Origin of the sequence: Streptomyces sp. NPDC056948 (assembly GCF_042674225.1) — a bacterium.
Taxonomy (GTDB): Bacteria; Actinomycetota; Actinomycetes; order Streptomycetales; family Streptomycetaceae; genus Streptomyces; species Streptomyces purpurascens.
In genome coordinates this window covers 1-11,940 of the sequence record NZ_JBHUQX010000296.1, presented here as the reverse complement: position 1 = coordinate 11,940, position 11,940 = coordinate 1, and the positions used below count along the sequence as shown (strand labels likewise).

General features: G+C 72.7%; 7 protein-coding genes. 2 read left to right on the top strand and 5 right to left on the bottom strand.

The window, feature by feature from the left end; genetic code table 11:
* Positions 1-102 precede the first annotated feature (102 nt).
* The 5 genes from ACFTZL_RS30905 to ACFTZL_RS30885 form a co-directional block, all read right to left on the bottom strand.
* On the bottom strand, positions 103-990 hold the full coding sequence (locus ACFTZL_RS30905) for a FadR/GntR family transcriptional regulator (RefSeq protein WP_382589202.1): 888 nt from the start codon (positions 988-990) through the stop codon (positions 103-105).
* 161 nt (positions 991-1,151) lie between these two features.
* The gene (locus ACFTZL_RS30900; RefSeq protein WP_382589199.1) at positions 1,152-3,491 is read right to left on the bottom strand and encodes an ATP-binding cassette domain-containing protein; all 2,340 of its coding nucleotides are present in this window, start codon (positions 3,489-3,491) and stop codon (positions 1,152-1,154) included.
* Positions 3,492-3,601: 110 nt separating this feature from the next.
* A complete protein-coding gene (locus tag ACFTZL_RS30895; protein WP_184589838.1) occupies positions 3,602-4,360 on the bottom strand; it encodes an NUDIX domain-containing protein in 759 nt (252 codons plus the stop codon).
* A 130-nt stretch (positions 4,361-4,490) separates the two neighbouring features.
* The gene (locus ACFTZL_RS30890; RefSeq protein WP_382589196.1) at positions 4,491-6,410 is read right to left on the bottom strand and encodes a glycogen debranching N-terminal domain-containing protein; all 1,920 of its coding nucleotides are present in this window, start codon (positions 6,408-6,410) and stop codon (positions 4,491-4,493) included.
* 627 nt (positions 6,411-7,037) lie between these two features.
* Positions 7,038-8,714: a DUF4192 domain-containing protein gene (locus tag ACFTZL_RS30885; RefSeq protein ID WP_382589193.1), complete on the bottom strand. Its 1,677-nt coding sequence runs from the start codon at positions 8,712-8,714 to the stop codon at positions 7,038-7,040.
* A 143-nt stretch (positions 8,715-8,857) separates the two neighbouring features.
* Between ACFTZL_RS30885 and ACFTZL_RS30880 the strand changes: the two genes are divergently transcribed.
* Positions 8,858-11,023, top strand: coding sequence for a RecQ family ATP-dependent DNA helicase (locus ACFTZL_RS30880; protein WP_382589191.1), 2,166 nt, complete (start codon positions 8,858-8,860; stop codon positions 11,021-11,023).
* Between the two features lie 346 nt (positions 11,024-11,369).
* On the top strand, positions 11,370-11,940 hold a 571-nt coding region (locus tag ACFTZL_RS30875; RefSeq protein ID WP_382589188.1), incomplete at its 3' end, for a hypothetical protein.

The following is an 11,940-nucleotide window of genomic DNA, read 5'->3' as shown; positions in this document are numbered from 1 at the left end:
ATCGCAAAGGATCCCGCGGGGTCCGACGGGAGGCGGTTCGTCGATCGGGCGCTGCCACAGGAGGGGGGTGGCACACCCGGCCGCGCCGCCCGCGGAACGCGGTCAGTGCTCGCGCGGGGCGGGCACTACCCGTTCCACCTCGGGGTGGACCGTGAGGAGTTGGCGCATCGCCGTCTCGGCCGCGGCTCCGTCACCGGCGGCGAGGGCGTCGCAGATGCGGCCGTGGTGCCCCAGCGACGCCTCGTTAGGCCGGTCACAGCCCGTGACCGGACCGCCCGAGACCTGGAGGGCCGCGGACACGATCCCCGACAGGTGCTCCAGCATGCGGTTGCCCGCGACCTGGATGAGCAGGGAGTGGAACTCGGAGTCGGCGCGGGAGAACGTGAGCGCATCCCCCTGGGCCATCGCGTGCCCCATGATCTCGACCATGTCCCCCAGGCGCTGCTGGACGTCCTCGCGCCCGTGGCCGGCGGCGAGGCGGGCGGCGAGCGGCTCGATCGTCCAGCGCAGCTCGCTCAGCTCGCGGCGCTGGTCGTCGCGCTGCGGCCCGAAGGCCCGCCACTCGATGATGTCCGGGTCGAGGAGGTTCCAGTCGCTGACCGGGCGCACACGCGTGCCGACGTTCGGGCGGGCGCTCACCAGGCCTTTGGCTTCCAGGACGCGGAGCGACTCGCGGACGACGGTGCGGGAGACCTCGAAGCGCTGGCCGATCTCCTCGGGCACCAGCGGGCGGTCGGCGCCCAGGTCGCCGGAGACGATCATCTGACCCAGTTGCTGGACGAGTTGGCCGTGCAGCCCGCGTCCGCGGCTGCCCGCGGCGCGTCGGCCCACACGGCCCAGCTCAGGGTCCGCGCCGTCCCAGGCAGAGGCCCCGACGCGGTCGACGGCGGGCGCCTCGGCGTACGGGTAGCGGTCGAGTTCGCCCGGGCTCGCGAGGCCGGAGTCAGCGGAGCGGGCGGCGGTCATCATGGTGTGCGCAAGGGTACTCACGCATCCTTTGTCGGCGCCGTCTCCAACTCCCTTGAGGTCTTTGGTGAAAAGCACACGAAAGGGTGATCGCTCACCCCGTCGCAATTGACGCCTTATCGGAAAGAAATGGGCGTTCTGCGGGGAGTTGTGCGCATGGCTGGACGGGGGGTTACGGACAGTCGTCACCGGAATCTGCTCCGCAGGGTGGTGAGCAGGTACGCGCAGAGCAGCGCGGTCAGCGACAACGTCATTGCGCCGCCGACGGGTTGGGACAGCACTCCGAGCGCGGCTTCCAGGTAACGCTCTCCCCCGAAGGGCCACCGCGGTACGAGGACCTCTCGCAGCCGCACGGGCAGTCCGGCCGCGGTTCGAACGGACGGTCCGTCCAGGACCTTGTGCACGAGGGGTACGACGAGGAGGGGTACGGCGGCCACCGCGGCGAGGCCGGCCGTGGTGGACCGGAAGACTCCGGCGGCCAGTACGCCGGCCCAGGCACAGCCGATGACGAGCCCGATCCAACTCGTACTCAGCGGCAGCCAGTCGGCGGGAACCTGCGCGAGCTCCCGTCCGTAGACGAGATAGAGCACCTCGGCGTCGCAGCCGACGGTGAGGACGGCCAGCGCCAGCGCGGTGGCCGAGGCGACGAGCAGTTTGGCGGCCAGCAGCCCCAGCCGGCGGGGCACGGTGCCGCGGTCCGCGGCCAGGGCAGGGTGGCGGAACTCGTCACCGAAGGCCAGCGCGCCGAGCAGTCCCGCACCGAGCGCCGCGGGCGGCAGGGGCAGCTCCCGCGGCCAGGCGGCCAGCAGGCGCGGCTGCGGGGTGTGCCCGATACGGGCGAGCGCGACGGCGGTGACGGCGGACACGACGAGCACCACGGCCCCGGTGAGAAAGCCGGTGCCGATCCCGGCGGCACGGCGGATCTCGTAGCGGAGGGGGCGGAGCGGGCTGGGGGCCTGGCGGACGGAGATGGGGGGCGGCAGAGGCGGCAGCGCGTCGAGGGTGCGAGCCATGCCGCGGGCTTCGACGGGGTGCGGCGCAGGGCGTGGGGAGGATGTGGCCTGGGGAGGGGCGGTGGTATTGCCCAAGTGGCCGGTCTCGGGCACATCTGGGGGCTCGTGGGGGTCGACGGCGGGCTCCGCATGGCCGGAGGCGTGCGACGGCCCGTCGGCGGCTGGCTCCGGTGCGTCAGCGGTCGGCCGCAGTTCGAGGGTGGGTCGCGGCTCACAGGAGGGTGTGGGCGTCTCCTCCTGAGGAGAGACGACGGCATTGCATGGGTGGCCGACCGAGGGCGCGTCCGGACGCTCGCGGGGGGCGACGGCGGGCTCCGCATGGCCGGAGGCGTGCAACGGCCCGTCGGCGGCTGGTCCTGGTACGTCGGCGGCAGGCTTCAGCTCGAGGGTGGGTCGCGGCTCAGGGGCGGTGGCCACGGGGTCCGCTGTGGTGGGCGTCGATGCATCGAGGGAGGGCTTTGGCTCACCGCCCCGGGGCGCGAAGGCTGGCCAGAGGGCGTTGGTGACGTGCCTCGGCTGGGCAGGGACTCGCTCCGGCTCGACGCTGGCGCTCTCCGGCTCGGCGCTGTCGTGATCCGGCTTGTCGACGGACGTTCGCTCGCTGTGCGGCACACCCGGCTGCACAGCTCCCGCACCGGGGCCCATGTCGCCGATCTCGTCGGCGAGTTGGTGGACGACGATGCCGTGGCGGAACGCGATCTCCCCGACGTCCGCGCAAGTACTGCCGTACACGGAGAGGCGGTTGTCGCCCTCTCGTACGACTTCGACGGAGCGCTGCGCGGTGCGGGCCTGCTTGGCCAGGAGAGCCGCCAGACGGGCCGCGTGCGGGCTGCGTACGGCTACACGGGGACGCAGGCGGGTGCGCGAGAACTCCACGGCCTCCTGGTCGGCCACGAGTCTGCCCTGCTCCAGCGTGACGACCTGGTCGGCGGTGCGCGCGGCCTCCTTGGGGTCGGCCGTGGTGAACAGGACCGTGCCGCCATGGCCGGCGTGTGCGCGAAGCATGCCGTGCAGCCAGATGCCCTCGCGGACGGAGAGCCCGTCGGCCGGGCCGTCGAGGACGAGGGTGTGCGGGTCGGCCAGGAGGACACAGGCCAGCCCGAGGCGGCGGTCCATGCCGCGCGAGAGGGCACCGAGGCGTTCGTCGCGCAGACTCACGAGTCCGACCGCCTCGAGAACTTCGTCAGCGCGCCGGACCGGAACCCCCGCGGCGGCACACAGCATGCGCAGATGGCCACGGACGGTGCGGGCCGGGTGCCCCGGTACGTCGCCCAGCAGCACGCCGACCTCGCGTGAGGGATGGGCGATGCGATGCAGGGGGCGGCCACGGAAGTAGGTGATGCCACGACCCTGTTGCAGCTCGAGCATGAGCCTGAGGACTGTCGTCTTGCCGGCGCCCGGGGCTCCGAGCAGCGCGGTGACGCGGCCCGCTCGCGCCTCGAAGGAGACGTCGTCGGCCGCGGGCGGAAGCTCTTTGCGAGGGGTGCTGGTCAGTCCGAAGGCCTGGATCACTCACAGCAAGATAGCGCGCTATGTCCGTTTTTTCGGGCAGCGCAAGGCCGTCTCCGGTAGGGCAATCACCCTTGTACGGGCTGCGGGCGGGTCCCGTTCCAGGCCCGGCGTCACACCTCGGGGCGCAGCATCGGCGGGTTGAGGAGCGTCGCGCCACCTGCGCGGAAGAGCTGGGCCGGGCGGCCGCCCTGGCGGGTGGTGGTCCCACCGGTGGGCACAAGGAAGCCCGGGGTGCCCGTGACCTTGCGGTGGAAGTTGCGCGGGTCGAGCGCCACGCCCCACACCGCCTCGTAGACACGACGCAGTTCTCCGACCGTGAACTCGGGCGGGCAGAAGGCTGTGGCCAGCGACGAGTACTCGATCTTGGAGCGGGCTCGCTCCACTCCGTCGGCCAGAATCTGCGCGTGGTCGAAGGCGAGCGGGGCGACCGGCTCGGCGTCACGCCCGTAACCGCCCTGCTGCAGCAGTTCCTCGACCGGAGCCCAGCGCGCGTTGCTGGCGTCGCCGCCCGCTCTGGGCGCGGGCAGGTCGGGAGCCAGGGCGAGGTGGGCGACACTGACGACCCGCATCCTTGGGTCCCGCTTGGGGTCGCCGTAGGTGGCGAGCTGCTCCAGGTGTGCGCCGTTGTCCTGGGCGGGTACGGCCGGGTCGTGGACGCGCAGCCCTGTCTCCTCGGCCAGCTCGCGCGCCGCGGCCTGCGCCAGGTCCTCGTCGGCCCGTACGAAACCGCCGGGGAGCGCCCAACGCCCCTGGAACGGTGGTTCGCCCCTCCGTACCGCCAGCGCGCACAGGGCATGACGACGCACGGTCAGTACGACCAGGTCCACGGTGACGGCGAAGGGCGGAAACGCTGACGGGTCGTAGGGCATGCGGCGATCATAGTCGTCTGCCTGACGATAAACACTCCCTTCGCCGGTCGCTTCGCTTACTGATCCACTTCGGTCGGGTATGGGCTTCACTGTCGATTCCCGTGATCAGGCAGTGATCTGTCCTGGCAGGTCAAGCCCCCAGCTGCAGTCCGTCGGCCGCCTCCTCGACCATGGCGAGGCCGAGCCGGCTGACCCTCACGGAGAACGGGGCGCCCACCACGCGCAGTCCCGTGAGGCCGACCTCGCCCAGGGGTGCGCTGCGCACAGGGCGCAGGGTGACAGTCCCGGCCGGGGCGTCGGGGCGGATGCCGGCGAGCGTGGTGAGCAGCAGGACTCCGGCCGCCGCCGGGGTGGCCGCGGGGCGGCAGGCCGCCGGGTGCGGGAGAGGAGCGCTTCCCTCCGTGCGCTGTTCCCCCGCGTACATCTCGGGGAGGCGATGGGCGAAGGTCTCGGAGGCCTCGAGTACGCCGCGCAGCAGCGAGCTCGCCTCCTTCTCGTAGCCCGCGGCGGCCAGACCGGCGACGGCGAGTGCCGTCTCCTGGATCCGTACGGCCCCGGCGCGGTGGCCGAACGGATTGAATCCCGGTTCCTTCGCGCCCAGTCCACGCAGGCCCCAGCCCGAGTCCATGACGGGACTGCCGAACAGCCGGGCGAGCTTCTCGGTCTGGACCTTGTCGAGCAGGCCGGGTGCCACCGCACCCCCGCCCAGCAGGCCGGTGTCGAGGAGGTGGACGGCGGCCGCGCCCAGGTGAGGAACGGGCCTGCCGTCCGGGGCACGGGCTGCCGCGGGACGGCCGCCCCCGCGGTCGTCGAGCCAGAAGTCCTCGCGGAACGCGGGCCGTAAGACCTGCGCCCATTCCCGGAGTGCCGCTCCTCCGGTACGGCCGCAGGCGTCGAGCAGATCGGCACCGAGCAGTGCGGCACGGTGGGCGTGGGCCTGTGTCTCGCAGCGGATGGGTCCGCCAGGGTGTGGGTCGCGCAGGTACGGGTCGTCGCCCACGGTGGTCCGCAGCCAGGTCAGGCAGCGCTCGGCGGCGGGCAGAAGTTCTTCCGTCTCCTGCTCGCCGAGCCCCCAGCGTCGGGCTTCGGCGAGCAGTACGGGGAAGAGCAGCGTTGCCTCCGTACCGGTGCACTGCGGCGGAAGGTACGGCCCGGCGTCCCTTCTCGGGCCGGGGATCATCCCGGACTGCGGTCCCGGGCCGGTGAGTTGGGTCCGGGCGAGGATCCGCAGCGTTCCCGCTGCCAGGCCGGTGCCGAGCGGCAGGGCCATCCGGGCGGCGACGAGCGCGTCGGCGGGTGCCAGACCGCAGCGCCAGGGTGCCCCGGCCGCGAGATGGGTGTCGGCGGGGTTCGCGGAGTCACGCAGCAAGAGGGCTTGGAGGTCCTCGATGCTCGTCTGCAAAAGGGCGGCGACTCTGGGGTCGTCGCCTTCCGCACACGCCGCAGCCAGGGGGCTGGTCGCGGCGCGGCCCACGGCTCGGAGAGGCCCCGCACCGTCCGGCCGCACCCGCAGTTCCACACTGCTGCTTCCGCCCGGCGGCAGGTCGAGCTCCCACCGCAGCAGCCCGGCCGAGGCCAGGGCGTCCGAGGGAGGCGGTTCGGCCGTCACGGACGCGTTGCCGGTGGGGCAGGACCAGCGCAGGCCGGAGCCGTGAACGCTGGCGGGGAGTTCGGGTCCCGCGGTGCCCGAGGCGATCGAACCGAGGTCGGCCAGGTCCGTTCCCAGAACCACCTCGACCGCCAGGCGCATCGGGCGGGGAGCCGCGCTGTGCAGGGTGATCCGCTCCGTGCCGTCCGCGAAGCGGTTGCGTTCCACGACCACGTCCGGGTCCGGGCCGGCCTGCGGGGACGTGCGGAGCGTGCCCACGAACCTGGCACGGTCGGCCGAGGCCATGCGGGCCTGCACCGCGAGGGGTTCCCGTCCGCCCACGCGGATCTCGCACCGGGAGAGCACACGCCGGCCGCCGCGGTAGAACCCCTCAAGCCCCCGGCCGGTCATCTGCCCTTCCTCCGTCGAGATGGCCAGGCCGGGAAGGGCGACGCAGATCATCGCGGTGTGGGCGGGCGGCAGGTCTGCGGACCAGCGCAGTCCGGGGATCGTGGCACCCCGGGGAGGGGGCGCTTGCCCCGTGGGCGCCGGAGCCCGGCCCTGAGCCGAGGGCGATGCGGGTGAGCCGTATCCCGCCGTGGATCCGCTGCGACGACTCTGGCCCGCCCATCGGGGCGACGAACGGCCAGGGCCCGGCGGCGAGGGGGAGCGAGAGTCCGGTCCGGTGGGCGGCGAGACGTGTGAGGCTCCTCCAGGGAACCTGGGCCCGTAACCGTCGACACGGGCCACTGGTCGCGGAGGGGCGTCCTGGTCCCCCGACCGTGGAGCGCGGGCCCCGGACAGGCCGAGGCCCGGCACGAAGGGATGCAGGGGCCCGTCTGCGGAGCGGCGGTCGCCGGCGGCGGAGGGCTGAGTCGGCTGATGCATGGGAAGGCTTCCTCTGCGCTCTGTGCGCCTCGATCGGGTTCGGCGCCGGTGCCGGAGGACTCCGACGGGGCAGGGGCGGTGCGGCGTCACACCCCGTTCGGGCGTCCGCCACTCAGGTGAACGCCGTGGACGTCCTCCGAGTCACGCCCGTGTCCCGGCCCTTGTGCGTCAAGGCCACCCGGCGACCGGGGTGGCGATGAGTCACTCCTCCCCCTCCGTACCGTGGCCGGGCTGCACGCCTTCCTGACCCGCGTCCCGGCAGGGCATGGCTGCCTTCCGCGAGGTGCGCGCACGCGTGCCGCCCGTGCGCGCACTGCCGGACCGCGCGGGACCCGTCGTCGCACGCTCGGGGCGCATGCCGGCTTCCGCGGCACCGGCAGGGCGCGTGGTGCCTGCCGACTTGCGCCCGAGCGAGGTAGGCGTGCTCGTGTCGCGGCCGGCACGGGTACGGCCGGAGGCGGTGTCGGCAGCACCGGCGGAACGGGAGCGGCGGCGACGGCGTGAGGGCGCCGCTGTGGGCGTGGGCTCGGGGTCGGGCTGTGGCAGCACTGTCTCCCGCCCGACGGCCTCGGCGACGTGCGCACGAATCATGGCGTGGTCGACCACCGCTCGCCCACGGCCTTCGCGCTCCGCTCGCAGGCAGGTACGGATCGACTCCGGGTCGAGGCCTTCGTTGCAAGCCTGGTGCAGGAGACGGGCGAAGAGGTAGTCGGGATCCGCGCCGAGGGCCATTGCGAGGGCTTCCCGGGCCTCCAGTTCATCGCCGGTGGACCATGCGACCCAGCCCGCGAGAGTGAGCGGCGCAGCGGCATGTTCGCCGTAGGGGCCGACGCAACGGCGGGCCAGCGTCCGCCAGAGACGAAGGGCGCGTGCGGCCTCGTCGCCTTCCATCCACTCGGCCGCGCGGTCGCGGGTCGCGCGGTCCTGGAGACCGAGGATCAACCGGGCGGCCTCGTCGTACCCGAGAAGTTCGTCGTCGCGGAGGTCCGCCAGGAGCATGCCGGAGACGGGCCGCGTCTCGGCGAAGCGGTCCAGGACCCTCCCGGCCAGTTCCAGTGTCTCGTCGGCCACGGAGGCGCGGCCCACCTCGTCCAGAAGCCTCGGGACCAGTGCCATGCTGGCGGTGTCGAGGGCACCCTCCTGTTCGAGGGCGGCGGCGTTCTCCCAAGGCAGCAGCCGGGCCCGTAGCTCCCGTAGGGTGCCGCGCACCTGGATCCCCGCGTATGTGGCCGCGGCGGCCAGCACGGAGGTGCCGGGCAGGCCCATGGGGGCTCCCTCGGGTGAGCAGCATGCCGCGTTGTCACAGCAGTACGACCAGTAGCGCCCCTCCGAGATGCACAGCGCCTCGACCACCACCACGTCCCGGGAACCGCACTCGACGCGCAGCCTCTGAGCCAGAGGCCTCAGCCGCTCCATGACCTGCTGCCCGGACTCGCCCTTCTGTGGCTCCTGGCAGAGGAAGGCGACCATCGACTCGGGCCTGGTCCCTCGGCGCTCGCTGCCCTTCACCAGGCCGTGGGCCAGTTGTCCGGCTGCGGACGGCCAGTCGTCCGCGTTGGCGGGGATACCGAGCCGGGCCCGCCCTCCGAACCGTCCGCGTCCGTCCCTGTCGTGCAGGGCGACCAGGACGATGCTGTCCTCGGGGCGGTACCCGAGCAGATACGGCAGGGCATCGGCCAGTTCGGCCGGGGTGCGCAGGGTGACCTGATGCTCGCCGCCGTGACTGTCGTGCGCGGGGCCGGGAACGTGCAGTCCGGTCGCGTCGCCCGTGTTCGGCTCCTGCTTCTGCTGCTCACCGTCCGTGTGCCTGCCCGACGCATCGGGCCCGGTGATGTCGCCGTTCTCGGGGGATCCAGTCGCTTCGCTGTGGTTCGTCATGCGGAGACGATCTCGCGGAATGAGAAGATCCGGTTGACCCTGTGGATAACTTCGATCAGGGACACATCACTAGCAATCTCCCGGCTCTCGCGTCTCCCGGTGCACCGCTCCCGTTGTCACTGCCGTCCTGTTTGATGGAACGCATGGAGCACACGAGTAACGCGGATCTCCGGGCGGCGGCCGACACGGTCCTCGCCCGTCTCGTCGGGGACGCCTCGGGAGCGGCCCGGCTGCGCGAGGACCAGTGGCGGGCGATCGAGGCACTGGTCGCCGACAGACGACGTGCCCTGGTCGTCCAGCGCACGGGCTGGGGCAAGTCCGCGGTCTACTTCGTGGCGACCTCGCTCCTGCGGGCGCGAGGCAGCGGTCCGACGGTGATCGTCTCCCCGCTGCTCGCTCTCATGCGGAACCAGGTCGAGGCGGCGGCCCGGGCCGGCATCCACGCCCGGACCATCAACTCTTCGAACACCGAGGAGTGGGATGCCGTTCAGGACGAGATCACCGCGGGTGAGGTCGACGTCCTGCTGGTCAGTCCGGAGCGGCTCAACAACCCGGACTTCCGGGACCAGGTGCTGCCCCGGCTCGCGGCCGCCACCGGGCTCCTGGTGGTGGACGAGGCCCACTGCATCTCCGACTGGGGCCACGACTTCCGGCCGGACTACCGCCGGCTGCGCACCATGCTCGCCGACCTCCCTCCCGGTGTGCCGGTGCTCGCGACCACGGCCACCGCCAACGCGCGCGTGACGGCCGACGTCGCGGAGCAGCTCGGCACCGGCGGCAGCTCGGACGCCCTCGTGCTGCGGGGCCCGCTGGACCGCGACAGCCTGAGTCTGAGCGTGCTGCGGCTGCCGGACGCCGCGCATCGCATGGCCTGGCTCGCCGAGCACCTCGACGAACTGCCGGGCTCCGGGATCATCTACACACTTACCGTGGCCGCCGCCGAGGAGGTCACCGCCTTCCTCCGGCAGCGCGGGCACACGGTCTCTTCGTATACGGGCAAGACGGAGAACGCCGATCGTCAGCAGGCCGAGGAGGACCTGCTCGCCAACAAGGTGAAGGCGCTGGTCGCCACCTCCGCCCTCGGCATGGGCTTCGACAAGCCCGATCTGGGCTTCGTGGTGCACCTCGGCTCGCCCTCCTCCCCCATCGCCTACTACCAGCAGGTGGGCCGCGCGGGACGCGGTGTGGAGCACGCCGAGGTGCTCCTGCTCCCGGGGAAGGAGGACGAGGCGATCTGGAAGTACTTCGCGTCACTCGCCTTCCCCTCGGAAGACCTGGTGCGCCGCACGCTCGATCTCCTCGCGCACGCGGAGAAGCCCTTGTCGCTGCCCGCTCTGGAGCCCCTCGTGGAACTGCGCCGCTCCCGTCTGGAGACCATGCTCAAGGTCCTCGACGTGGATGGTGCTGTCATGCGGGTCAAGGGCGGCTGGATCTCGACCGGGCGGCCGTGGACGTACGACGCCGAGCGGTACGCGTGGGTGGCGCGTCAGCGGGAGACCGAGCAGCAGGCCATGCGCGCGTACGCCTCGACGACGGACTGCCGCATGGAGTTCCTTCAGCGCCAGCTTGACGACGAGGCCGCCAAGCCGTGCGGTCGCTGCGACAACTGCACGGGCCCGCGCTTCGCCGCCGACACCTCCGAGGAGGCACTCGACGCCGCGCGCGTGGACCTGGGCCGGGCGGGTGCCGAGGTGGAGCCCCGCCGTATGTGGCCCACAGGGCTGCCGGCGATCGGAGTGGACCTCAAGGGACGTATCCCGGCCGGCGAACAGGCCGCGTCGGGACGCGCCTTGGGGCGTCTGTCGGACATCGGGTGGGGCAACCGGCTGCGGCCCCTGTTCGCGCCCCAGGCACCTGACGGGCCCGTTCCGGACGACGTGGCGAAGGCGGTGGTGAGCGTGCTGGCCGACTGGGCCAAGGGTCCCGGCGGCTGGGCTTCTGGCACGTCGGACGCCCAGCCGCGCCCGGTCGGCGTCGTCACTGTGGCGTCCCGCACCCGCCCCGCGTTGATCCACTCGCTGGGAGCGCGCATCGCGGAAGTCGGCCGACTGCCGCTGCTGGGTGCCATCGAGTACACCGTCGACGCGCACCCGGGCTCCCGGAGCAACAGCGCCCAGCGGCTGAAGGCGCTCGACGGCGCTCTGACCGTGCCCCCCGCCCTCGCCTCCGCCTTGGCCGAGGCCCAGGGCCCGGTCCTCCTCGTGGACGACTACACGGAGACCGGGTGGACCCTCGCGGTCGCGGCCCGCATGCTCCGACGCTCCGGTGCGCAAGGGGTGTTGCCGCTCGTGCTGGCCTTGCAGGGCTGACGACCGACGCTCCGGGGCAAGGTGTCCGCCCCGGAGCAACAGGGCTCCCGCCACCTGACCACGTGCGCACACCTCTGGACGCCGCACACCTCCGTGGCGTACGAACGTGTCGTGCTCGAACGCCCCATGGGTGGCCCGGCGGCGCACAGGGTAGGGATATTAGCCGCGCATCATCTGATAACGGTCGGCGGCCTCAATTGCTCGTTGCCGCATTCAAGTTCGACAGGAAGAATTGAAGTCCGCTCCCGCACGGCGCGCCCGCCGATCCGGTAGGGCTTCGCTGCGGTGCGCGCTCCCAGCAATCCGACCTCGCCCGCAGTGTGGGCGCGTAGCCGAAGGGAGGACCGTGACCTTCGGATTCGCTCCGGCCTCGGCAGCGGCGTCGACGTCCGCCGCTTCCGCCAACCGCTTGCTCGAACCCGCGGAATGGGCCGCCGCCGGGATCCCACTGTTGCGCGACCCCCGTGAGGTCGTCAGCGGACTGCACGCCCGGCACCACCCGCAGCCGGCGACCGCTGTCGTCGCCGTGCTCGACCCGGACGAGCGGCTGCGGGCGAGCGCCTCGTTCGTACGCCGCCCGGCCCCGGCCGACGGCTGGATGTTCCGCAACGTGCTGCTCGCGCAGCTACGCCGGGTCATCCCGCACGATCTGCGGCGCCGCACTCCGGTGCGGACCGCGGTGCTGCTCTACTGCCGTGAGGGCGACGCGCGTTGGACGGAGGAGGACGGCGCGTGGATGTGGGGCCTGCGCGACGCCTGCACCCTGCACGGGCTGCGCTGCGGGGCGTACATCACGCTGACGCGTGACGGCTGGCAGGTCCTCGGCGAAGGCCGCGGCGGACGCCGCCCCCACTCGGCCTCGGCACCGGAGCCGTTCGCCACTTCCGAGGCGGCGCCACCGCTGCCGCGCACCGGTG